This is a genomic window from Pseudoduganella buxea, assembly GCF_009720835.1.
Lineage (GTDB): Bacteria > Pseudomonadota > Gammaproteobacteria > Burkholderiales > Burkholderiaceae_D > Rugamonas > Rugamonas buxea.
On record NZ_WNKZ01000001.1, the window covers coordinates 133,420 to 155,444 of the forward strand.

Here is a 22,025-nt window from a genome sequence, read left to right on the forward strand (position 1 = left end):
GTCTGGCACGGGCTCTCAAGCAACCTTTGATTTGTACGGCCGGCCGCGCTTGGCAGGCAGGACCTGGCGCTGGGCGCGGCGTTCGAGGGCTTCCTTGTAGGGTTCACTACCCAGGGGCCAGCCCTTCAATACTGCCGCTTCGATGGCCTGCACTTGGCTGGACGATAGCGATTGTTCGGCAAGGGCGATGTAGGCTGCCTCGCGCTGGAAGGGCGTATTGCCGAGCGACCAGTAAACCGGGTGGTCCGTGATGACGCCGTCCGCTTTGGCGCCGACATGGTGGGCGCAGGACGACCACGGATAGTCCTGCGGCTGCGACACGAGACCGGCACGGACCGGGGCGGCTTCCATATAACGGCTGCACAGCATCAGGAATTTTTCCGCTTCGACCACGGATGTTTTGTATCTGCCATGCCACAAGGTGCCGGCGCGGCCGTATTTCTGGTTGTAGTACGGCACATAATTGCGCCCCAACCATTGCATCATCTGGCCGAGTCCGTCCTCGTCGGATGGGGTGACGAGCAGGTGCAGCTGGTCCGGCAGCAGCACATAGGCATGCACGGCCACTTTATAAGTACGGGCGGCGCTGCGCAACCAGCCGAGGAAGGCGGTGCAGTCGTCATCGTCCTGGAACAGGTGCATGCCATTCAGGCCGCGCTGGATCAGGTAATGGGGTTGCGAAGGAACGATCAGTCGAGGCAGGCGGGCCATGGGTGTGGTTGAGAAAGGCAACGCCTGCATGATAACGCGCGCCGCCCCACCCTGTCCCTATTTAATGCGGGTCGCCATGCAAATTTGCAAAGTGTGATTGCACGAATATCGCTTGCTATTAAATAGCGCGCTATCTATACTGGCTTCCATCGACACCCCACCCAAGGAGATCACCATGAAGAACCTGACCGCCATCGCTTTCGCCGCCGCCACCCTGCTGGGCACCGCCGCCACCTCATCGATTGCCGCCACCGCCGCGCCGTCCGCCGTGAAGCCCACCGTCGTCCTCGTGCACGGCGCCTTCGCCGACTCGTCCAGCTGGGACGGCGTCACCGCCAAGCTGCAGGCCGACGGCTACAAGGTCGTGGCCGCCGCCAATCCGCTGCGCAGCGTCAAGGGCGATGCCGACTCCGTTTCCGGCGTCATCAAGGGAATCGACGGCCCGGTCGTGCTGGTCGGTCACTCCTACGGCGGCGCCGTCATCACCACGGCCGCACAGGGCAACGCCAATGTGAAGGGCCTCGTGTACGTGGCGGCCTTTGCGCCGGAGGCGGGCGAAAACGCGCTGGAATTGTCGGGTCGCTTCCCCGGCGGCACCCTGGGTGGTGCACTGGCCGCGCCCGTGACCCTGCCCGACGGCGGCAAGGACCTGTACATCGACCAGGCCAAGTTCCATCAGCAGTTCGCCGCGGACGTGCCGAAAGCCAAGGCGCGCCTGATGGCGGCCGGCCAGCGCCCCATCGCGGAAGCGGCCTTGAAGGAAGCATCCGGCACGCCGGCGTGGAAGAGCGTGCCGTCGTACTTCATCTACGGCACGGCGGACAAGAATATTCCCGCCGCCGCGCTGAAGTTCATGGCCGACCGGGCCCAGTCGAAGAAAACCGTCGCCGTGGCCGGCGCGTCGCACGTCGTGATGACGTCGCACCCCGCCGAAGTGGCACGGCTGATCGAGGATGCGGCGAAGTAAGCGTCAGGAAAGGTTGAAGCTGGCCGACAGGCTGTAGCCTTCGCCATACGCGCTGCGCAGGGGCAGGTCCTGGCCCAGCCCGGACCGGGCCTTCTTGCGCAGCCGGTAGACCAGCATGTCGACGCGACGGCCCGCATCCGGGTCGTCGCCGCCGATGCCCGCCACGATGACCTGGCGCGGTACGGGCCGGGTGTTAATGGTCAGCAAGTGCAGGAAGTTGCACTCTTTTTCCGTCAACGTGATGGCCTGGCCCTGCAGCTCAAGCTGGCGGGCCGACAGGCGCAAGGTCCACTTGCTGGGAACGGGAATGTTTTCCTGCGGCCCCACGCGGCGGTCCAGCGCTTCCAGATGGGCGGCCAGTTCCGGGAATTTGATAGGCTTGGTCAAGTAATGGTCGGCGCCCAGGCGCAGGCCCATGATGCGGCTGTCGAAATTGACCCGGCCCGTCAGCACGATCAGGCCGATCTGCGGATACAGCTGGCGCATGCGGGGAATGACGTTGATACCGTCTTCGTCCGGTAAACCCAGGTCCAGCACGACGACACCGACATTGCCCTGACTCAGGGCAGACCACATTTCGCCTGCATTATTGGTAATGCTGACCTCGTGCCCTAGTTCCATCAAGAAATCCGCCATCTCTTCGGCGTATTCCAGGTTGTCTTCCACGATCAGTAGTTGCGTCATCGATGCGCCATTCTTACAGTTATTCCATTACGTAAAGGATTATCACGGGAGTAACGCTACTGTTGCAAGTTTATACGGCGATTGGCAGCCAAATCCGGAAGTTCTTGCCGCTTTCAAGCAAATTGCTGACTGTTAAGGTGCCGCCATGCACATCGACGATGGACCGGGCCATGTACAGGCCCAGGCCGGAACCGGGCACGCCGGCAGCCGCGCTGCCGCGAAAGCCCTTGTCGAAAATGCGGCCCAGCTCATCGGCGGGAATGGGCGCGCCCCCGTCCGCCACGCTGAATTCTATCCCGCCTGAGCTTGCCTTGCAGGCAACAATCTCGATGGTGGCGCCGGGTGGGCCGTATTTGATGGCGTTATCGAGCAGCACCTCCAGGCACAGCCGCATGCCAGGCGGGTCGCAGCGCAGTTTGGCGGGCACGTCCGTGGCCCGCACGGTCACCACGGCACCCCGCTCGCGGGCCTTCGTGGCCACCTCTTCCAGCAGCGTCGCGGGCTCGACGTGAGTGTCCTGGCGCGCGCGACCGATGTCGGCCAGGCGATCCGGCGACAGGTACTCGTCCAGCATGGCCAAGAGTCGGTCAACCGCCGTGGCAATCTTGCGATAGCGTTTTTTGGTGGCCTCGTCCGCATCCCGGTGCGTCATTTCGAGGCGCTGGATGGCGCCGTCGATGGTGGCCAGGGGCGTGCGGAATTCATGCGAGACCATCGACGCGAAACGCTTCTGCTGCAAGGCCGCATCGCGCCGGGCCGAGATATCGCGGATCACGCCGACCAGGCGCAGCCCACCCGCGCCTTCGACCAGGGTCGATTCGATTTCCACGGGCAAGGCGCCGTCGCGGCCCGCCAATTCCGTTTCGCGCCGCACCGTGCGCAGCGCTGCGTCGCCCGAAGCAAAGCGCGCCAGCCGGTCCGGCAGATCGGCCAGCCACGCGGTGGCCTCGGCGTCGATCCGGTCAGCCTCCCAGCCAAGCACGCGGCTGGCTGCCGGGCTGACGTACAGCAGCCGGCCGGTCGTGCAGTCGGCCATCCAGTGGATGTCGCTGCTCGCATCGAGCAGCAGGCGTAGGTCGCCGGCGTCCATGCCGTCAGTCCGCCAGCGGCGCGAAGATCTGTTGCAGGTCTTCCTGCGTCAAGGCCATCTTCTGCGACTCGCCTTCGGCCAGCACGGATTGGGCCAGGTCGGCCTTTTTCTGTTGCAGCAGCTGGATTTTTTCCTCCAGCGTGCCCTTGGCGATCAGCTTGTAGACGAACACGGGCTTGTCCTGGCCGATGCGCCAGGCCCGGTCCGTGGCCTGGTTTTCCGCCGCCGGATTCCACCACGGGTCGTAGTGAATGACGGTGTCGGCCGCCGTCAGGTTCAGGCCGACGCCGCCCGCCTTCAGGCTGATCAGGAACACGGGCACGGCGCCCTGCTGGAAGGCCGCCACCTGGGCGCCGCGGTCGCGCGTTTCGCCCGTCAGCAGCGCATACGGGATGTCGCGCGCCTCCAGTTCCTCCTCGATCAGTTCCAGCATCGACGTGAACTGGGAGAACACGAGAATCTTGCGGTCTTCTTCCAGCAAGTCTTCCAGCATCTGCATCAGGTCCGCCAGCTTGGCCGAGCCTGCCGCCTGCTGCTTGCGGGTCGACAAGGTTTTCACCAGGCGGGGATCGCAGCACACCTGCCGCAGTTTCAGCAGCGCTTCCAGGATGACGATCTGGCTGCGCGCCACGCCCTTGCGGTCGATTTCCTCGCGCACCTTCTGGTCCATCGCCAGGCGCACGGTTTCGTACAGGTCGCGCTGGCCGCCCGTCAGCTCCACCTTGCGCACCATTTCCGTCTTCGGCGGCAGCTCCTTGGCCACGCTGTCCTTGGTCCGGCGCAACAGGAAGGGCTTGATGCGGCGGTTCAGCAGGGTGCGGCGCAGCGGGTCGTCCTGCCGCTCGATCGGGTGGCGGAACTGGGAGTTGAACGATTTCTCGTCGCCCAGCAGGCCCGGCAGCAGGAAGTGGAACTGCGACCACAGCTCGCCCAGGTGATTTTCCAGCGGCGTGCCCGACAGGCACAGGCGGTGCTTGGCGCGCAGCAGGCCGGCGCTCTGGGCCGCTTTGGAGCGGGTGTTCTTGATGTAATGCGATTCGTCCAGGATGACCATGTGGAAATCGTGCTCGCGCAGTTTTTCCTCGTCGCGCGGCAGCAGCGCATACGTCGTCAGCACCAGGTCGGACTGGCCGATCTTGTCGAACTGTTCGGCGCGGTCCTTGCCTTGCAGCAGCAATACCTTCAGGCTGGGCGCGAAGCGGGCCGCCTCGTCCTGCCAGTTGCCCATCAGGCTGGTCGGCGCGATGACGAGGGTCGGGTGCGTCATGCGGCCCGATTCCTTTTCCACCAGGATGTGCGCCAGGGTCTGCACGGTCTTGCCCAGGCCCATGTCATCGGCCAGGATGCCGGCCAGGTTGTATTCGCGCAGGAACTGCATCCACGACAGGCCGTCCGTCTGGTAGTCGCGCAGGGTGGCCTGCAGGCCGGCCGGGGTCGGCACGCGCTTGACGGACGAGAACTGGTTCAGGCGGCGCCCCATGTCGCGCAGCTCTTCGCCGCCCGTCCACACGAATTCGCCGCTCTTGGCCAGCTCGTCCAGGCGGGCCGCATCCAGGGTGGCCATGCGCACGGCATGGCGGATCTTGTCGTTGAAATACAGCTCGCCCAGGGTGGTCAGGATGGGCTTGATGCGCTGCCACGGCAGGGCGACGCGCTTGCCGTTCGGCAAGGTTGCCAGCATCTGGTCCGTTTCGCCGTGCATGGCCAGCGCCTTCGGGCTGAAGTCGTGCGGCATATTGCGGATCATCTGCACCAGCACGGGCAGCAGCGGCACCCTTTCCTGGTCGACGGTAATGCCCAGTTCCAGCTCGAACCACGCATTGCCCGTGTCCGGGCCCTCTTCCTCCACTTCGGCGTACCAGTCGTCCACGCCCGTCATTTCGTAGCGGTACTTGCTGGTCTTTTCGACCTGCCAGCCTTCGGCCTGCAACTGTTCGATGCCGGATTCGGCGAAGCGGATCCAGTCGGCCTGGTTGGCCAGCAGCAAGCCACCGCGCACGCTGGACAGCGGCAAGGCCGTGGGCTTGCGGAAGCCCAGGTGGGTCAAGGTCTCCAGCGCGGCGGTCTCGGCGGCTTCGTCGCGCTGGATGATTTCCGTCACTTCGCCACGCTGGCGCACGACACGCTGCGACGGGTCGAAGGACACCCGTTCGCCGTCGTAGTCATAAGACAGCACGGCGTAGTCGTTCCACCGCTGGGCCGTGCCTTCGGCCAGCTGGGCCGAATCGAGCACGAGGATGGGGCGGGGCTTGACGTCGTCGCGCAACCGTTGCGGCAGCGGCTGCGGCAGCGGCATCAGTTGCTGCAGGCCGTGGGCCAGCAGCAGTTGCGACACGCGCATCTTGTCGTTCGGCATCAAAAGCGGCGCTTGCGCCACCAGTGCCTGCAAGTCCGCCAGGGGAATCTCGGCGCCGCCCTGGTTCAGGTGCAGCACGCCGCAGGACAGGTTGTCGATATACCACGGCGGTTCCGTCGGCAGCATGTAGTCGATCTGGTCCGCGCCGGCGTGGCGGGCGCCTTCGGGGGCCTCGACCTTCCAGCCCAGCCGCAAGCCCTTGCCTTCCTCGCGCCACGCCAGGTTGGCGGTGCGCTGGGGGCCGGCCTTCATCGGGTACACGAGGCCGTTGCCGACATCCGCCCAGGAATTGGCCCACAGCAATTTATCCTGTTCCGACAGCATTTGCAGCAAGGCCGCGCCGATCTTGCCGCGGGGCTCCGTCGCCGTGCCCGTCTGCGAATTCGGGCCCGTGCGCATGGCAACGAAGAACCGGATCAGGTCTTCGTCGCCCGGTTCCAGGAAGGCGGGCGGGGCCGACAGCAGCGAAAACACTTCGTTGACGGGGCTGGCCGCAGCCACGTCGCCGTTCGGCCGCAGCCGTGCCTTGTACAGGCACAGGGCCACGTGCCGGCCACCGGAGGTGGGGGCCAGCACGTAGATCAGCCGGTAACTGGTCTGTTTCGGGTCGGGGTCGGCCGGCACCAGCCGGGCTTTCGGGTGCGCGGCTGCATCCACGCGCTGGAGCCATGTGGCAACAGCGTACGGCAACTGGGTTGCCGGCGGGTTGGCCGGGGCAGTGGCGGGAGCAGCAGGAACTTCGCGGGTTTCGTCGCGGGTCAAATCCATTGGGCGCATTGTCGTATTGAGACGGTTCAAAAACAGCAACATGCAATATTATCCGCCAACAGGGTTTTTGTGTTTGTGAAAGTTCTAACTTAGTGCGTCGTGGCACAGCTCTTTGTGGGTGTCAAGACTGGCGCCACCACGCGGACGGCGTATGATTCCGGGCTTGTCTGCCTGGAAAACCATCAATGCTGCCTTCAATCGAACAACGCCTGGCCGTCGAACTGGCCGCCAAACCGGCCCAGGTGGCCGCCGCCGTCGCCCTGCTGGACGAAGGCGCCACCGTGCCCTTCATCGCCCGCTACCGCAAGGAAGCCACCGGCGGGCTGGACGATATCCAGCTGCGCCTGCTGGAAGAGCGCCTGCGCTACCTGCGCGAACTGGAAGATCGCCGCGCCACCATCATCGCGTCGATCACCGAACAGAACAAGATGACGCCCGAGTTGCTGGACGCCGTCATGCATGCCGAAGACAAGACCCGGCTGGAAGACTTGTATCTTCCTTACAAGCAAAAGCGCCGCACGAAGGCACAGATCGCCATCGAAGCGGGCCTGGCGCCGCTGGCCGAGAGCCTGCTGGCCGACCCCACCCTGAACCCGGAAACGGAAGCGGGCAAGTTCCTGCGCGAGCCTTTTACGACGCCGGACGGCAATAACGCCGGTGTGGCCGACACCAAGGCGGCCCTGGACGGCGCCCGCCAGATCCTGATGGAACGCTTCGCCGAGGACGCCAACCTGCTGCAGTCGCTGCGCGAATACGTGCAGGACCATGGCGTGGTGGAATCGAAAGTGGTGGAAGGCAAGCAGGACGAAGGTGAGAAATTCGCCGACTACTTCGATTATTCGGAACCGCTGGCCGCCGTGCCGTCGCACCGGGCCCTGGCCCTGTTGCGCGGACGCCGCGAAGGCATCCTCGACGTCACCTTGCGCCTGGACACGGAAGCGGAAAAACCGAAGTGGGATGCGCCGCACAATCCCTGCGAGAGCCGCATCGCGGCCCGTTTCGGCATCAAGGCGGGCGGCCGCCCGGCCGACAAATGGCTGACCGACACGGTGCGCTGGACGTGGCGCGTGAAAAGCTTCATGCATCTGGAAAGCGAACTGATGGGCGCGCTGCGGGAAAAGGCGGAACTGGATGCCATCAGCGTGTTTGCCACCAACCTGAAAGCCCTGCTGTTGGCCGCGCCGGCCGGCCCGAAGGCGACGATGGGCCTGGACCCGGGCCTGCGCACGGGCGTCAAGGTGGCCGTGGTCGATGCCACCGGCAAGGTTGTGGATACCGCCACCGTTTATCCACACCAGCCCCGCAACGACTGGGAAGGCACGCTGCACACGCTGGGCCAGCTGGCCGCCAAGCACAACGTGGCCCTGATCTCCATCGGCAACGGCACGGCGTCGCGCGAAACGGATAAATTGGCCCAGGACCTGATCAAGCAGCGCCCGGAACTGAAGCTGACGAAGATCGTCGTCTCCGAAGCGGGCGCGTCGGTGTATTCCGCGTCGGAATTCGCGTCGCGCGAGCTGCCGGACATGGACGTGTCGATCCGCGGTGCCGTCTCGATCGCCCGCCGCCTGCAGGACCCGCTGGCCGAGCTGGTCAAGATCGACCCGAAATCGATCGGCGTGGGCCAGTACCAGCACGACGTCAGCCAATCGCAGCTGGCGCGCACGCTGGACGCCGTCGTCGAGGATTGCGTCAATGCCGTGGGCGTGGACGTCAACACGGCATCGGCGCCGCTGCTGGCGCGCGTGTCCGGCCTGTCGGCCACGGTGGCGCAAAGCATCGTCACCTACCGCGACATGAAGGGGGCGTTCACTTCGCGCGCCGCGCTGAAAGCCGTGCCACGCCTGGGCGACAAGACTTTCGAGCAGGCCGCCGGCTTCCTGCGCGTGATGAACGGCGACAACCCGCTGGACGCGTCGGCCGTGCACCCGGAATCGTATCCGCTGGTGGAAAAGATCCTGGCCGACATCAAGAAGGACATCAAGGGCGTCATCGGCGCCGCCTCGCTGCTGAAAGGCCTGAATCCCGCCAAGTATGCGGACGATAAGTTCGGCGTGCCGACGGTAACGGATATCCTGAAGGAACTGGAAAAGCCGGGCCGCGATCCGCGGCCGGAATTCACGACGGCCACGTTCAAGGAAGGCGTGGAGGAAATCCGCGACCTGCGCCCGGACATGATCCTGGAAGGCGTCGTCACCAACGTGGCCGCCTTCGGCGCCTTTGTCGACATCGGCGTCCACCAGGACGGCCTGGTGCACATCTCGGCCCTGTCGACCAGCTTCGTCAAGGACCCGCACACGGTGGTGAAAGCGGGCCAGGTGGTCAAGGTAAAGGTGCTGGAAGTGGACGAGAAGCGCAAGCGCATCGCGCTGACGATGCGCCTGTCCGACAGCGCGCCGGCGCCGGGCACGAAGCCGGAACAGCGTGGCGACCGCAGCGACCGCCGCGCCATGGGCCAGCAGCAGAAATCGCAGGCGCGCGAACCGGCCGTGGGCGGTTCGATGGCGGCTGCGTTTGCGAAGTTGCGGGGCTGAAGAAGAACCTAGAGGGTCGGCGCCGCCGTCAGGGCACGGATGCGCCGGCCGATCTGGCGCAACGAGTAGGCATACGCGCACAGGGCCATTACCGACAGGGCCAGCGGTGCATGGCTGGCCCAGCCTTCACCGTGCAGCAGCGATTTCGCGTTGATCAGCACGGGAATGACCGTGAAGAAACCGGCGGCCAGCATCAGGCGCCGGGCCAGCCGGTACTTGGCGGCGCGCGACGGCCCGTCGGTGAACAGCTCCTGGTTGCCGCCGCCTTGCCGCGTGGCCCAGATCTGGCAGTTGCCGTAACCGGCCGCCAGCTCCCAGCCGGCATCGGCCAGCAGTTGCCGGTAGTCGGGGTCGTTCGCCACTTTGGGGGCCAGGTAATCGACGCGGTACACCAGCGCCTCGGCAGGTCCCTGGCGAAAGGTGTAGATGCCCGCGCTGTTGGCGCCCTGCAGAACCAGTCCCTGCGCCGCCAGGCCAGCGAGCCAGGCTTCGAGCCGGTCGTCGTTCCATACGGCCACCATCTTGAATTTGCGTACCAGCTTGCCCGTCATTGCGCCGCTCCCTTCGTGTTTGTCAGTACTGCCCGGCCATGGCCGACCATCGTCTCCAGCCGCGCCAGCTGGGCGGCCGCGACGGCCCGGCCCAGCGCCGTGATGCGGTAATACTTGCGCCGCTCTTCCTCGCCCGCCTTCTCGATCAGGCCCTGCCGCTCCAGGGTGGCGAAGGCCCCGTACAGCGTGCCGGCGCCGATGCGCACCTGGCCGCCGCTGGCCGCCTCCACCTGCTGCATCACCGCGTAGCCGTGGGCCGGCTGGTCCAGCGCCAGCAACAGGTAATAGCCGGCTTCGGACAGCGGCAAGAATTTGTGTATGTCCACGACGCTCCTTATAGCGATCTACGCTATATCGTGATTCGATATAGCGAGACGCATAGTAGCCCAGCCGGTCGCCGATGTAAATGCCCGGTTCGCGGAACGACCCGGCCCTGCAGCCGCGCGGCGATTGCCTGTAAAATGCGCCTATCCCAAATTTTTCTTTTCGAGGCAGCTATGAGCGATGTACAAAACTGGATCAAGGAAACCGTGACGACCGCCCCGGTGGTGCTGTTCATGAAGGGCACCGCCCAGTTCCCGCAGTGCGGCTTTTCCGGTCGCGCGATCCAGATCCTGAAGGCCTGCGGCGTCGAGAATATCGCCACCGTGAATGTGCTGGACGATCCGGAAGTGCGTCAGGGCATCAAGGAATACTCGAACTGGCCCACGATCCCGCAGCTGTACGTGCGCGGCGAATTCGTCGGCGGCTCCGACATCATGAGCGAGATGTACGAATCGGGTGAACTGAAGGCGCTGCTGCAAAACAATGGCTGACCGGCCGCGGCGGTTCGTCATCGCCATCACGGGCGCCACCGGCGCCGTGTATGGCGTGCGGCTGCTGCAAACCTTGCGGGCCCTGCGCGGTTCGCACGTCCCTCCGGGAATCGAAACCCACCTGGTGGTGTCCGACGCCGCCGTGCTCACCTTGCATGAGGAAACGGGCATGGCGCGCCGCGATGTCGAGGCGCTGGCCGACGTGGTGCACAAGGCCCACAACGTGGGCGCCACCATCGCCAGCGGTTCCTACCAGGCCGATGCCATGGTCATCGCGCCCTGCTCCATGAAAACCCTGGCCGCCGTCGCCCACGGCCTTTCGGACAACCTGATTGCCCGCGCTGCCGATGTGATGCTGAAGGAACGCCGCCGCCTGATCCTGATGGTGCGCGAAACGCCGTTCAATCTGGCGCACCTGCGCAATATGACGGCCGTGACGGAAATGGGCGGCATTATCTTCCCGCCCCTGCCCAGCTTCTACCACCAGCCCAAGACCATCGACGATATCGTCGATCACACGGTCGCGCGCGTGATCGACCTGCTCGGCATCGACTCCCACGCGGCGCCCCGCTGGAACGGCCTGAACGGCTGATTCGTCTGCGGCCCCGCCGGCCATTTCCTTAGAGCTGCCTTATTTCCGCCTTGAAGCACAGGCGGGACGACGACGCATGCCGTTTTGCGTGCTACCCTCAATTGGTATTTATTTGGTTTTAATATCAAGGAGACTGGTATGCGATTCGGTATTATTCGTACGGCCGTAGTCCTGCTGTTCACCTCCCTGCCGGCGCTCGCGACGCCGTTGCCGGGGCAACCGTGGCCGGTGGCCAGCGTGCTGCCCGGGCACGGCGACGACGAGGATCTACGACCATTTGCCGACGCCATCGGCCAGGCCCGGGTCGTGGCACTGGCCGAGCAAACCCATGGTGGCAGCGAGGAATTCCTGCTGAAGACGCGGCTGCTGCGGTATCTGCATGAGAAGATGGGCTTCGAGGTGTTGCTGCTGGAAAGCGGCTTCTATGAGATGGGCCGGCTGGCGGCCCGTGCCGAAGCGGGCGAGCGCTACGACGATATGGCACCCGGCAATGTGTTCTTCATGTATGCGAAGAGTGCCGAGGGCCGCGGCATGTTGCAGTACCTGGACCGGCAACGCGCGGCCGGCACGCCGATGCTGGTGGCCGGCATCGACAGCCAGCATACGGGCGAGCTCAGCAACAAGGAACTGCTGCCGCGCCTGCAAGCCTACCTGAGCAAGCGAGCGCCGGCCCTATCGCGGGGCAAGGCATGGCAGGCCTATGCGGCGGCGGCCGCGCCCCTGTTCGCCCAGCAGCGTATCCCGCCCGACGCTGCCGCCCAGGCGGCCTTTCGCCGCCACGGTGCCGCATTGCAGACAGTACTGTGCGGTGCAAGCGATGACGTGTTGGAGGGTAGCGGCTGGTGGTGCCGGGTCGTCCACAGCATCGCGGCGCAGGCAACCACCTACTGGAGCGGTGGCGCGAACTACCAGCGCGACAATGCCATGGGCGCAAATGCCGTGTGGCTGGCCGAGCGCATGTTCCCCGGCAAGAAAGTGGTGGTGTGGGCCCACACCATCCACGTGGCGCGGGGCTTCCAGCGGGCCGCAGACCAGCTGCAGGCCGGCGAAGTCATGCACCGGCACTGGGGCCCGGCGTACAAGGTGGTGCAGTTCACGGCCGCTGCGGGCGCGATCGTCGATTTCAACGACATGCAGGCCCTGCACCTGCCGGCGCCGACACCCGGTTCGCTGGAATGGCGCCTGAGCCAATACGCCGCGCCGCTGCTGGGCATGACGGCCACCGTACCGGTGATCTTGCCCCAGCACAGCTTCGACTATGGCCAGGGCATCGCGACGATGCCGGGACGGCTGGGCGAAAACTGGGACGTGCTGTTCTTTACGCGCACGATACGGCCGGTGCGGATGACGCGCTGAGCGAGCCGCGCCGTTGGAGAGACAATGGCGCGGCAGTAGTCCGGGCGCAAGATCGCAGCAAGATGCAGCGACCGGCCCTTATTTCTGGTAATTCACCCGCACCAGCATCCGGATGAACTCCCGCGCGATCTGGCGGTGGTGCTCGTCCAGCCGTTGCAGGTCCGCGATCAGCTTGACGTCGGCCGATTCGAACCGCGACAGGCCGTTGGCGCCTTCGGCGCTCGGCGCGGCCGCTTCCGGACCGCCGAAACGCAGCCACTCGGCAGGAACGCCCAGCCACTGGGCGATCATGCGCAGCTTTTCCTGGGTGGGAATGGCTTCGCCGACCAGCCATTTTCGCGCCGCGTGGACCGTGATGGGACGGCCATCGAACCGGATGTTGAATTCCCGTGCCAGCCGGGTCGGGCTGTCAGGAGAGTAGTGGGCGTTTTTCAGGGCCTGCTGCAGCCGCTGGCTGAAGCTTTCGCGTTCATTCGAAGAATTCATAGTTGCACTATTTCAGGTCACGACATGAAAGTCAGTCTCAAGCGTAGTCAGACCAATTGTGATAAATCGGAAGATTTAATAATTAACATTTTAACCTCCAATTACTCACAACTACCAGCCGGAACGTCACTTGCAAGCTGAAATAAACCCTTTTCGGCACATCCTGTTTCATTGGCACAACGGACACGACCGTTGCATAGTGGAAATATTATAGACGATGTGAAACTGGGGCGGTTACAAAACCCCTAGAGGCCGGCCTCGGAACGACAGTCAGGCAAGGGTACCGCTAATAGGTTATGGAACGGTACGAAAACGTATCATGCCGTCCGGGTTACTTTCACGTCGCACGATACCGTCACGCCACAGTTTATGGAGGTGCGCCAGGGCCTCGCCCAGGGCGAAGCTGAGCTGGTGGGCATCCAGCGGGCGGCGGAACATGATCGGCACGATGTCGGCCGCCGTGCGGGGTACATGGCAGGCGTCGACCACCTCTTCCAGCCGCGCCGCATGGTGCGCCTGCAGTTGGGCGATGCGTGTGTGCAGGCCCCGGAACGGGCGACCGTGCGACGGCAGCACGAGCACGTCCTCGGGCAGTCCATGAAATTTGTTCAAGGAGTCCAGGTACTGCTGCAGCGGATTGCCTTCCGGCTCGATGGCGAACACGGAAACATTCGTCGAGATTCTCGGCAGCACCATGTCGCCGGCGATCAGCACGTTCAGTGCCGCGCAGTACAGCGACGCATGCTCGGGCGAATGGCCGAAGCCGGTGATGACGCGCCAGTCATGCCCGCCAATGGCGACCAGCTGGCCGTCCTGCAGGCGCTCGTAGGCATGGGGTACGGAAGGCACCAGCGAGGGATAGTAATTCTTCCGGCTTTGCATCTTTTCCAGCATGTCCGGATCGTTCAGGCCGTGGCGCTGGAAATGCGGCAGCGCCGCCGTGCCGTCCACGCCGGGGAGGGCGGCGGCCATCATCCGCGCGAACGCGAACTCGCCCGTCGTCATCGCCAGCGGTGCCTGCCAGCGCTGGCACAGCCAGTCCGCCAGGCCCACATGATCCGGGTGGCAGTGCGTGACCAGCACGCGCCGCAGGGGCTTGCCGTGGAACTGCCGGGCCATCACCGTTTCCCAGCCCGCGCGGGAAGCGTCCGTGGCCGCGCCCGCGTCGACCACCGTGTAGCCGTGGGCATCGTCCAGCAGCCACAGGTTGATGTGATCCAACGCGAACGGCAGCGGCAGGCGCAGCCAGCGCACGCCGGGCACCACGTCCAGCGCCGCGCCCGGCTCGGGCACCTGCTCGGCCAGCGGATACTGCAGTTGGGATTCGAGGGCATTCATCGGCGTTCTTTCCTGGCGCGCGTGGGCTACAATGGAGTTGACGTTACGTAAACGGAAACCTGATTCCATTGTAAGCCATGCCGACCTATACCATCACCGAGCTCGCACGCGAGTTCGACATCACTCCCCGCGCCATCCGTTTCTACGAAGACCAGGGCTTGCTGAACCCGTCACGCGAGGGTGCGGGCGGCCGCAACCGCGTCTACCTGCCGCGCGACCGCACCCGCCTGAAGCTGACCCTGCGTGGCAAGCGGCTGGGCTTGTCGCTGTCCGAAATCAAGAGCCTGGTCGACATGTACGAGTCGCCCAAGGATACGGAAGCGCAGATGCACCGTTTCCTCACCGTGCTGGCCCAGCACCGGGAAACCCTGGAACAGCAGCGCGAGGATATCGAGATGTCGCTGTCGGAAATCACGGCGCACGAGGACGAGTGCCGGCGGCTGCTGGCCGAGCGGCAGGCGGCGAAGTGAAGGATGTGACTTGCCCGATCTGAGTTACGTTTACGTAAACGTCACATCGGCGTAAAATCAGCGCTCTATAACAATCCATCGAAGACGAGGAAGACATGCTCCATCTCCCAGGCCTGACTTTTGACCACGGCGAGGACATCGCCGCCCTGCGCGAAGCCGTGCAGCAGTTTGCCAGCGCGGAAATCGCGCCCCGCGCGGCCGAGATCGACCGCAGCGACCAGTTCCCGATGGATTTGTGGCGCAAGATGGGCGAGCTGGGCCTGCTGGGCATCACCGTCAGCGAGGAATACGGCGGCGCCAATATGGGCTACCTGGCCCATATCGTGGCGATGGAAGAGATTTCGCGCGCGTCCGCGTCGGTCGGCCTGTCCTACGGCGCCCATTCGAACCTGTGCGTCAACCAGATCAAGCGCAACGGCACGGAAGAACAGAAGCGCAAGTATCTGCCGAAGCTTATTTCCGGCGAACATATCGGCGCACTGGCGATGTCCGAGCCGAATGCCGGGTCGGACGTGGTCAGCATGAAGCTGCGCGCCGACTTCAAGGGCGACCGCTGGGTGCTGAACGGCACGAAAATGTGGATCACCAACGGCCCGGATGCCGATACCCTGGTCGTGTATGCCAAGAGCGATTTGGAAGCGGGCCCCCGTGGCATGACGGCCTTCCTGATCGAAAAAGGCTTCAAGGGCTTCTCGATCGCGCAGAAACTGGACAAGCTGGGCATGCGCGGCTCGCACACGGGCGAACTGGTGTTCCAGGATTGCGAAGTGCCGGTGGAAAACGTGCTGGGCGGCGAAGGCAAGGGCGTCAATGTGCTGATGTCCGGCCTGGACTTCGAGCGCACCGTGCTGTCCGGTGGCCCGCTGGGCATCATGCAGGCCTGCATGGACGTGGTCGTCCCTTACGTGCACGACCGCAAGCAGTTCGGCCAGCCGATCGGCGAATTCCAGCTGATGCAGGGCAAATTGGCCGATATGTACTCGACCATGATGGCCTGCAAGGCCTACGTCTACGCCGTCGGCCAGGCCTGCGACCGCGCTACGTCGCCAGAGCAGGTGCGCGCGCTGCGCAAGGATGCCGCCGGCGCCATCCTGTACAGCGCGGAAAAGGCCACGTGGATGGCGGGCGAAGCGATCCAGGCCCTGGGCGGCAACGGCTATATCAATGAGTACCCGGTCGGTCGCCTGTGGCGCGACGCCAAACTGTACGAAATCGGCGCCGGCACCAGCGAAATCCGCCGCATGCTGATCGGCCGCGAGCTGTTCGCCGAAACCAAGTAAGGCTGTATAGCCGAGTCCGTGTCTACGGTGGGGTCAGACCCCGACATAGACACGGACTCGGCTGCGTCATTGTTGAGCTTGTGTCCTTGTCGGGGTCTGACCCCACGGTGTGAAAAGTGGACACGAACTCGGCAGTCACCTTCGCGAGAACGCTGATGAGCCAGGCTGTTTTTCCCAAACTGCTGTCGTCCCAGATTGCCTTCGATATCGCCGGCACCATCCGCGACGGTTTCGACAAGCACTATCGGCTATTCCGCCAGGCCAGCCAGGATGCCAAGCGGTATTTCGAGAAGGGCCTGTGGAACGAGGCGCAGGCGGCGGCGCGCTCGCGCATCGGTTTTTACGACCACCGCGTGCAGGAATGCGTGCAGCTACTGGAAGACGAGTACGATCCGGCCGAGCTGACGGACGAAGTGTGGCGCGAGCTGAAGCTGCATTACATCGGCATGCTGGCCGGGCACAAGCGCCCGGAACTGGCCGAGACCTTCTTCAATTCCGTCTGCTGCAATATCCTGCACCGCAGTTACTTCAACAACGAGTTCATCTTCGTGCGCCCGGTCGTGTCGACGGAATATATCGAGACGGAAGAGCTGTCGCCCACCTACCGCGTGTACTACCCGGCGGTGGACGGCATGACGTTCACGTTGAAGCGCATCGTCACCAATTTCCAGCTCGAGACACGCTTTGCCAACCTGTCGCGCGACGTGGCCCAGGTGCAGGAGCGGCTGCAGTATTTCTTCGGCGACGAACTGGCGCCGAACGCCCAGTTCCAGGTGCTGTCGAGCCTGTTCTTCCGCAACAAGGGCGCGTATATCGTCGGCAAGGCCATCAACGGCGACCGCGAGCTGCCCTTCGTGCTGCCCATCCTGCACAACCGCAACGGCGAGCTGGTGCTCGACACAGTGCTGCTGGAACGGGAGCAGATCGTCATCCTGTTTTCGTTTACGCGCGCCTACTTCCTGGTGGACATGGAAGTGCCGTCGGCCTATGTGCAGTTCCTGCGCAGCCTGCTGCCGCGCAAGCCGCGCAGCGAGATCTACACCATCCTCGGCCTGCAAAAGCAGGGCAAGACGCTGTTCTACCGCGACTACCTGCAGCACTTGAAACACTCGTCCGACCTGTTCGAGTCGGCGCCCGGCATCCGCGGTCTCGTCATGCTCGTGTTCGCGCTGCCGTCCTTCCCGTATGTGTTCAAGGTCATCAAGGATTTCTATCCGGCGCCGAAGGAAACCACACGGGCCCAGATCAAGGAGAAATACCTGCTGGTCAAGCACCACGACCGGGTCGGGCGCATGGCCGATACCCTGGAATACTCGAACGTGGCCTTCCCACGCCACCGCTTCGCCGAGGAGCTGATCGCCGAGCTGAAGCATCACGCGCCATCGCTGCTGGAGGAAGAAGGCGATCAATTGATCATCCGTCACCTGTATATCGAGCGCCGCATGGTGCCGCTGAATATGTGGCTGACCAACGCGGAAGCGGCCGGCAACGACCTGGACATGGAACACGGCATCGTCGAGTACGGCAATGCCATCAAGGACCTGGTGGCCGCGAATATCTTCCCCGGCGATATGCTGTACAAGAACTTCGGCGTCACACGCCACAAGCGCGTCGTATTCTATGACTACGACGAAATCGAATACATCACGGACTGCGTATTCCGCAAGATTCCCGAGCCCCGCAACGAGGAGGATGAGATGGCCTCCGAACCGTGGTATCCGATCGGCCGGCACGACGTGTTCCCCGAACAGTTCGGCAAATTCCTGTTGGGGAACGCGAAGATCCGCAAATTTTTCATGAAGCACCACGCCGACCTGCTGACCCAGGAATGGTGGCAGGCGCGCAAGCAACGCATCCTGGACGGTTTTATCGAAGACGTTTTCCCGTATCCGCAATCGATACGGTTCTGTAATCAATTACCAGCACCCCCGGCGCCGGCCCCGGCCGAACCGCCCCTTTTTTCGGAGACTATTGAAAATGAATGATCCTATCGTTATCGTCGGCGCCGCTCGTACCCCGATGGGCGCCTTCCAGGGCGACTTTTCCAGCCTGAGCGCGAACGACCTGGGCGCCGTCGCCATCAAGGCGGCCGTCGAGCGTGCCGGCATCGCGCCGGAACTGGTCGAACACGTCTACTTCGGCAACTGCCTGATGGCCGGCCAGGGCCAGGCTCCGGCACGCCAGGCGCTGCTGAAGGCGGGCTTGCCGACCTCCACCGGCGCCGTCACCCTGTCGAAAATGTGCGGTTCGGCCATGCAGGCCGCCATCTTCGCCCATGACCAGCTGGTGGCCGGCAGCGCTGACGTCGTCATCGCCGGCGGCATGGAATCGATGACCAACGCGCCCTACCTGATCCCGAAGGCGCGCGGCGGCTACCGCATCGGCCACGGCATGATGTTCGACCACATGATGCTCGACGGCCTGGAAGACGCCTACAGCAAGGATGAAAAATCCGGCGGCGGCCGTTCGATGGGCACGTTCGCCGAGGAATGCGCCACCAAGTTCAGCTTCACGCGCGAGGCGCAGGACGCCTTCGCCATCGAATCCGTCAAGCGCGCGCAGGCCGCGGCCACGGGCGGCAAGTTCGCCTGGGAAATCGCACCCGTCACCGTTTCCGGCCGCGGCGGCGACACCGTCATCGACAAGGACGAAGGCCCCGTCAAGGCCAAGCTGGACAAGATCCCGTCGCTGAAACCGGCCTTCAAGAAGGACGGCACCATCACGGCCGCTTCGTCCTCGTCGATCAACGATGGCGCCGCGGCCCTGGTGATGATGCGCGAATCGACGGCGCAGAAGCTGGGCGCCACCGTCATCGCCCGCGTGGTCGGCCATGCCACCAACGCGCTGGCGCCGAATGAATTCACGACGGCTCCCGTGGGCGCCATCCAGAAGCTGCTGGCGAAGAACGGCTGGAAAGTGGGTGACGTCGACCTGTTCGAAATCAACGAGGCGTTTGCGGCCGTGCCGATGGCGGCCATGCACGAGCTGGACATCCCGCACGACAAAGTCAACGTGCACGGCGGCGCCTGCGCGCTGGGCCACCCGATCGGTGCCTCCGGCGCCCGCATCATTGTCACCCTGCTGGGCGCGCTGAAGGACCGCGGCGGCAAGCGTGGCGTGGCGGCGCTGTGCATCGGCGGTGGCGAAGCGACGGCCGTCGGCATCGAGCTGGCCTGAGATGCCGACCGCACTCATCATCGGCGCCTCGCGCGGCATCGGCCTGGAACTGGTGCGCCAGTACCGGGCCGCCGGCTGGCGCGTGATCGCCACGGCACGCCAGGAGGCCGATTGCGAAACGCTGGGCGCGCTGGGTGCGGAACCGCATCGGCTGGACGTCAACGATGTCGACGCCGTGGCCGGCATGGGCTGGAAGCTGGACGACGAGCAGCTCGACGTCGCCATCCTGAACGCGGGCGTGTACGGCCCGCGCCATGACGGCTTCCCCGTCCAGGCCGACTTCGACAACGTGATGCACACCAATGTGCTGGCGGCGATGCGCCTGCTGCCGATGCTGGCGCCGCTGGTCGCGTCCCGGCGCGGCAAGCTGGCCGTGCTGTCCTCGCGCATGGGTTCGCTCAGCGAGCGCCACAGCGCGGTCGGTTCGTTGTACCGCGCCAGCAAGGCGGCGCTGAACTCGGTGCTGATCGACACGGCCCTGACCTTCGGTGGCCACGGCGTCACGTGCGTCGCCTTCCACCCGGGCTGGGTCCGCACGGACATGGGCGGTGCCACGGCCGACATCACCCCGGAAGAGAGCGCCGCCGGCATCCGCGACACGCTGGCCACCTTGCCGGCATCGGACAAGGCCACCTACATCACCTACGACGGCAAGGCGATTGGGTGGTAAGGCACTGCCAGCACGGCTGACCCCGTGTCCACCTTGGGGTCAGACCCCGACAAAGACACGAGCTCAGCTTACAGACAGCTGAGGCCGTGTCGAGGTGGGTCTAAAGGGCCTTGGCTTGCATGCCAGTGCCCGCTTCGCAGCGCGAAGCGATGCTTCTCAAGATCGCTGCTATGCCCCCAGCGTGGACACAAGCTGAACAATAAGAGAGACAGGAAGAGACCATGGTATTGAGCGAAGAACACCGGATGATCCGCGATGCCTTGCGCAGCTTTGCGCAGGAGCGGCTGGCGCCGCAGGCGGCGAAGTGGGACAGGGAGCATTACTTTCCCCAGGCGGAGCTGAAGGAGCTGGCGGCGCTGGGCGCCTTTGGCGTGGCCGTGCCGGAGGAACTGGGCGGGGCCGGGCTGGATTATGTGTCGCTGGCGCTGGTGCTGGAGGAAATCGCCGCCGGCGATGGCGGCACGTCGACCATCATCTCCGTCAACAACTGCCCCGTGTGCAGCATCGCGATGATGTATGCCAACGCGCGCCAGAAGGAGCAGTGGCTGCGCCCGCTGGCCCAGGGCGACATGCTGGGCGCGTTCTGCCTGACGGAACCGCATACGGGCAGCGATGCGGCGGCCCTGCGCACGACGGCCACGCGCGACGGCGACGACTATGTGATCAACGGCGTCAAGCAGTTCATCACGTCGGGCAAGTATGCCGACGTGGCCATCGTCATGGCCGTGACGGACAAGGCGGCCGGCAAGAAGGGCATCAGCGCCTTCTGGGTGCCGACGTCGGCCCCGGGCTATATCGTCGCCGGGCTGGAGCAGAAGATGGGCCAGCATTCTTCCGACACGGCCCAGATCCTGTTCGAGAACTGCCGCATTCCGGCGGAGAACCTGATCGGCGAGGAAGGCATGGGCTACAAGATCGCCCTGTCCGGCCTGGAAGGCGGGCGCATCGGCATCGCCTCGCAGTCGGTCGGCATGGCGCGCGCAGCCTTCGAGGCGGCATTGAGCTATGCGCGCGAACGGGAAACCTTCGGCCAGCCCATCTTCAACCACCAGTCCGTGCAGTTCAAGCTGTCCGAGATGGCAACGCAGATCGAGGCAGCGCGCCAGCTGATCCTGCACGCGGCATCGATGAAGGATGCAGGCCTGCCGTGCCTGAAGGAGGCAGCGATGGCCAAGCTGTTCGCGTCCGAGATGGCCGAACGGGTCTGCTCGGATGCGATCCAGGTGCACGGTGGCTACGGCTACGTGTCCGACTTCCCCGTCGAACGCATCTACCGCGACGTGCGCGTGTGCCAGATCTACGAAGGCACCAGCGATATCCAGAAGCTGTTGATCGCCCGCGCCCTGTAGCCACGCTCCTTGCGCAACATTGAAGCAGCCCCGGCGGTACTCAGAAATCGTCTCGTTTATGTATCAGATTGTCATAATATGAGGAGGATTTTCCGCTGGGGCGCAGCGCTCTTATAAAATGTTGCATGAAGGAGAATTGCTATGTATCGAGTGATGCTGGTGGAAGACGATGCCCGCCTGGCCGATCTGGTCACGGAGTACCTGGCGGGCTATGAGTTCAATGTGGACGTGGTCAGCCGCGGCGACGAAGCCGTGGCCCGCTTCAAGGCGGCACCGCCCGATATCGTCGTACTGGACCTGATGCTGCCCGGCCTGGACGGCATGCTGGTGTGCCGCCAGTTGCGCGACCTGACCAAGATTCCCATCCTGATCATGACGGCGCGCGAGGATTCCTACGATGAAGTGTCGCTGCTGGAGCAGGGTGCGGACGACTTCATCAACAAGCCGGTCCAGCCGCGCGTGCTGCTGGCGCGCCTGCGTGCCCTGTTGCGCCGGGCCCAGAGCAAGCAGCCGAGCGACATGCTGACCTTCGGCGCCCTGTCGATCGCCACGAGCGACCGCACGGTGACGTGGCGCGGCGAGCCGTGCGTGCTCAGCAATACGGAATACAAGCTGCTGCTGGTGCTGGCCGAGTCGGCCGGCACGGTGCTGTCGCGCGATGCACTGCTGAAGAAGATGCGGGGCATCGAGTTCGACGGCCTGGACCGCAGCATCGACAACAGCATTTCGAAGCTGCGCCGCAAGTTCGACGATTCCGATTCGGAAAAGATCAAGACCGTCTGGGGCGAAGGCTACCTGTTCTCGCCGTCGGCCTGGGCGTAGTCGTTCGTC

General features: G+C 64.4%; 20 protein-coding genes. 12 read left to right on the forward strand and 8 right to left on the reverse strand.

Features of this window, described 5'->3' with window-relative positions; genetic code table 11:
- Positions 1 to 15 precede the first annotated feature (15 nt).
- Complete coding sequence (locus tag GM672_RS00565) at positions 16 to 711, reverse strand: transposase (protein WP_155468649.1); 696 nt, start codon at positions 709 to 711, stop codon at positions 16 to 18.
- Between the two features lie 175 nt (positions 712 to 886).
- Between GM672_RS00565 and GM672_RS00570 the strand changes: the two genes are divergently transcribed.
- Positions 887 to 1,678, forward strand: a complete 792-nt coding sequence (locus GM672_RS00570; RefSeq protein WP_155468574.1) for an alpha/beta fold hydrolase — start codon at positions 887 to 889, stop codon at positions 1,676 to 1,678.
- A gap of 3 nt (positions 1,679 to 1,681) precedes the next feature.
- Here the strand turns inward: GM672_RS00570 and GM672_RS00575 are convergent, their stop codons facing one another.
- The 3 genes from GM672_RS00575 to GM672_RS00585 form a co-directional block, all read right to left on the reverse strand.
- Positions 1,682 to 2,362, reverse strand: a complete 681-nt coding sequence (locus GM672_RS00575) for a response regulator transcription factor (RefSeq protein WP_155468575.1) — start codon at positions 2,360 to 2,362, stop codon at positions 1,682 to 1,684.
- A gap of 70 nt (positions 2,363 to 2,432) precedes the next feature.
- Entirely contained in the window at positions 2,433 to 3,452 is a 1,020-nt protein-coding gene (locus tag GM672_RS00580; RefSeq protein WP_155468576.1) for a PAS domain-containing sensor histidine kinase, read from the reverse strand.
- A gap of 4 nt (positions 3,453 to 3,456) precedes the next feature.
- Positions 3,457 to 6,576: a DEAD/DEAH box helicase gene (locus GM672_RS00585; RefSeq protein ID WP_155468577.1), complete on the reverse strand. Its 3,120-nt coding sequence runs from the start codon at positions 6,574 to 6,576 to the stop codon at positions 3,457 to 3,459.
- A 185-nt stretch (positions 6,577 to 6,761) separates the two neighbouring features.
- Here GM672_RS00585 and GM672_RS00590 point away from each other — a divergent pair, with 185 nt between their 5' ends.
- A complete protein-coding gene (locus GM672_RS00590; RefSeq protein WP_155468578.1) occupies positions 6,762 to 9,110 on the forward strand; it encodes a Tex family protein in 2,349 nt (782 codons plus the stop codon).
- Positions 9,111 to 9,118: 8 nt separating this feature from the next.
- On the opposite strand, the gene GM672_RS00595 is transcribed toward GM672_RS00590, so the two are convergent.
- Together GM672_RS00595 and GM672_RS00600 are read right to left on the reverse strand one after the other, a co-directional pair.
- Positions 9,119 to 9,661: a DUF2812 domain-containing protein gene (locus tag GM672_RS00595; protein WP_155468579.1), complete on the reverse strand. Its 543-nt coding sequence runs from the start codon at positions 9,659 to 9,661 to the stop codon at positions 9,119 to 9,121.
- Positions 9,658 to 9,987 carry a PadR family transcriptional regulator gene (locus GM672_RS00600; RefSeq protein WP_229427695.1) on the reverse strand — a complete coding sequence of 110 codons (330 nt, stop codon included), beginning with the start codon at positions 9,985 to 9,987 and terminating at the stop codon, positions 9,658 to 9,660. Before GM672_RS00600 ends, GM672_RS00595 begins: the two co-directional genes overlap by 4 nt.
- Positions 9,988 to 10,158: 171 nt before the next feature.
- Here GM672_RS00600 and grxD point away from each other — a divergent pair, with 171 nt between their 5' ends.
- From grxD to GM672_RS00615, 3 genes are all read left to right on the forward strand, one after another.
- Positions 10,159 to 10,476, forward strand: coding sequence for a Grx4 family monothiol glutaredoxin (gene grxD / locus GM672_RS00605; protein ID WP_134386117.1), 318 nt, complete (start codon positions 10,159 to 10,161; stop codon positions 10,474 to 10,476).
- Positions 10,469 to 11,068 (forward strand): UbiX family flavin prenyltransferase, encoded by a 600-nt coding sequence (locus GM672_RS00610; RefSeq protein ID WP_155468580.1) that lies wholly within the window; start codon positions 10,469 to 10,471, stop codon positions 11,066 to 11,068. The genes grxD and GM672_RS00610 overlap by 8 nt, the downstream gene beginning before the upstream one ends.
- 138 nt (positions 11,069 to 11,206) lie before the next feature.
- Complete coding sequence (locus GM672_RS00615; RefSeq protein ID WP_155468581.1) at positions 11,207 to 12,424, forward strand: erythromycin esterase family protein; 1,218 nt, start codon at positions 11,207 to 11,209, stop codon at positions 12,422 to 12,424.
- A gap of 78 nt (positions 12,425 to 12,502) precedes the next feature.
- On the opposite strand, the gene GM672_RS00620 is transcribed toward GM672_RS00615, so the two are convergent.
- A complete protein-coding gene (locus GM672_RS00620) occupies positions 12,503 to 12,910 on the reverse strand; it encodes a hypothetical protein (RefSeq protein WP_155468582.1) in 408 nt (135 codons plus the stop codon).
- Positions 12,911 to 13,204: 294 nt separating this feature from the next.
- Entirely contained in the window at positions 13,205 to 14,248 is a 1,044-nt protein-coding gene (locus GM672_RS00625; RefSeq protein WP_155468583.1) for an MBL fold metallo-hydrolase, read from the reverse strand.
- A gap of 77 nt (positions 14,249 to 14,325) precedes the next feature.
- On the opposite strand from GM672_RS00625, the gene GM672_RS00630 reads away from it, so the two are divergent.
- The 7 genes from GM672_RS00630 to GM672_RS00660 all read left to right on the forward strand — a co-directional run bounded on the left by GM672_RS00630 (position 14,326) and on the right by GM672_RS00660 (position 22,016).
- Positions 14,326 to 14,718 carry a MerR family transcriptional regulator gene (locus GM672_RS00630; protein ID WP_155468584.1) on the forward strand — a complete coding sequence of 131 codons (393 nt, stop codon included), beginning with the start codon at positions 14,326 to 14,328 and terminating at the stop codon, positions 14,716 to 14,718.
- A 95-nt stretch (positions 14,719 to 14,813) separates the two neighbouring features.
- Positions 14,814 to 15,998 carry an isovaleryl-CoA dehydrogenase gene (locus tag GM672_RS00635; RefSeq protein ID WP_155468585.1) on the forward strand — a complete coding sequence of 395 codons (1,185 nt, stop codon included), beginning with the start codon at positions 14,814 to 14,816 and terminating at the stop codon, positions 15,996 to 15,998.
- 155 nt (positions 15,999 to 16,153) lie between these two features.
- The gene (aceK, locus tag GM672_RS00640) at positions 16,154 to 17,983 is read left to right on the forward strand and encodes a bifunctional isocitrate dehydrogenase kinase/phosphatase (RefSeq protein ID WP_155468586.1); all 1,830 of its coding nucleotides are present in this window, start codon (positions 16,154 to 16,156) and stop codon (positions 17,981 to 17,983) included.
- Positions 17,976 to 19,175, forward strand: a complete 1,200-nt coding sequence (locus GM672_RS00645; protein ID WP_155468587.1) for an acetyl-CoA C-acetyltransferase — start codon at positions 17,976 to 17,978, stop codon at positions 19,173 to 19,175. The genes aceK and GM672_RS00645 overlap by 8 nt, the downstream gene beginning before the upstream one ends.
- Position 19,176: 1 nt before the next feature.
- Positions 19,177 to 19,845: an SDR family oxidoreductase gene (locus GM672_RS00650; RefSeq protein WP_155468588.1), complete on the forward strand. Its 669-nt coding sequence runs from the start codon at positions 19,177 to 19,179 to the stop codon at positions 19,843 to 19,845.
- Positions 19,846 to 20,066: 221 nt separating this feature from the next.
- Entirely contained in the window at positions 20,067 to 21,194 is a 1,128-nt protein-coding gene (locus GM672_RS00655) for an acyl-CoA dehydrogenase family protein (RefSeq protein ID WP_155468589.1), read from the forward strand.
- A gap of 141 nt (positions 21,195 to 21,335) precedes the next feature.
- A complete protein-coding gene (locus GM672_RS00660; protein ID WP_155468590.1) occupies positions 21,336 to 22,016 on the forward strand; it encodes a response regulator in 681 nt (226 codons plus the stop codon).
- The last annotated feature ends 9 nt before the right edge of the window (positions 22,017 to 22,025 follow it).

Coding starts and splice junctions, on each gene's coding strand:
- GM672_RS00565 (WP_155468649.1), bottom strand. CDS start 711: ATGGCCCGCCTGCCTCGACTGATCGTTCCTTCGCAACCCCATTACCTG.
- GM672_RS00570 (WP_155468574.1), top strand. CDS start 887: ATGAAGAACCTGACCGCCATCGCTTTCGCCGCCGCCACCCTGCTGGGC.
- GM672_RS00575 (WP_155468575.1), bottom strand. CDS start 2,362: ATGACGCAACTACTGATCGTGGAAGACAACCTGGAATACGCCGAAGAG.
- GM672_RS00580 (WP_155468576.1), bottom strand. CDS start 3,452: ATGGACGCCGGCGACCTACGCCTGCTGCTCGATGCGAGCAGCGACATC.
- GM672_RS00585 (WP_155468577.1), bottom strand. CDS start 6,576: ATGGATTTGACCCGCGACGAAACCCGCGAAGTTCCTGCTGCTCCCGCC.
- GM672_RS00590 (WP_155468578.1), top strand. CDS start 6,762: ATGCTGCCTTCAATCGAACAACGCCTGGCCGTCGAACTGGCCGCCAAA.
- GM672_RS00595 (WP_155468579.1), bottom strand. CDS start 9,661: ATGACGGGCAAGCTGGTACGCAAATTCAAGATGGTGGCCGTATGGAAC.
- grxD (WP_134386117.1), top strand. CDS start 10,159: ATGAGCGATGTACAAAACTGGATCAAGGAAACCGTGACGACCGCCCCG.
- GM672_RS00610 (WP_155468580.1), top strand. CDS start 10,469: ATGGCTGACCGGCCGCGGCGGTTCGTCATCGCCATCACGGGCGCCACC.
- GM672_RS00615 (WP_155468581.1), top strand. CDS start 11,207: ATGCGATTCGGTATTATTCGTACGGCCGTAGTCCTGCTGTTCACCTCC.
- GM672_RS00620 (WP_155468582.1), bottom strand. CDS start 12,910: ATGAATTCTTCGAATGAACGCGAAAGCTTCAGCCAGCGGCTGCAGCAG.
- GM672_RS00625 (WP_155468583.1), bottom strand. CDS start 14,248: ATGAATGCCCTCGAATCCCAACTGCAGTATCCGCTGGCCGAGCAGGTG.
- GM672_RS00630 (WP_155468584.1), top strand. CDS start 14,326: ATGCCGACCTATACCATCACCGAGCTCGCACGCGAGTTCGACATCACT.
- GM672_RS00635 (WP_155468585.1), top strand. CDS start 14,814: ATGCTCCATCTCCCAGGCCTGACTTTTGACCACGGCGAGGACATCGCC.
- aceK (WP_155468586.1), top strand. CDS start 16,154: ATGAGCCAGGCTGTTTTTCCCAAACTGCTGTCGTCCCAGATTGCCTTC.
- GM672_RS00645 (WP_155468587.1), top strand. CDS start 17,976: ATGAATGATCCTATCGTTATCGTCGGCGCCGCTCGTACCCCGATGGGC.
- GM672_RS00650 (WP_155468588.1), top strand. CDS start 19,177: ATGCCGACCGCACTCATCATCGGCGCCTCGCGCGGCATCGGCCTGGAA.
- GM672_RS00655 (WP_155468589.1), top strand. CDS start 20,067: ATGGTATTGAGCGAAGAACACCGGATGATCCGCGATGCCTTGCGCAGC.
- GM672_RS00660 (WP_155468590.1), top strand. CDS start 21,336: ATGTATCGAGTGATGCTGGTGGAAGACGATGCCCGCCTGGCCGATCTG.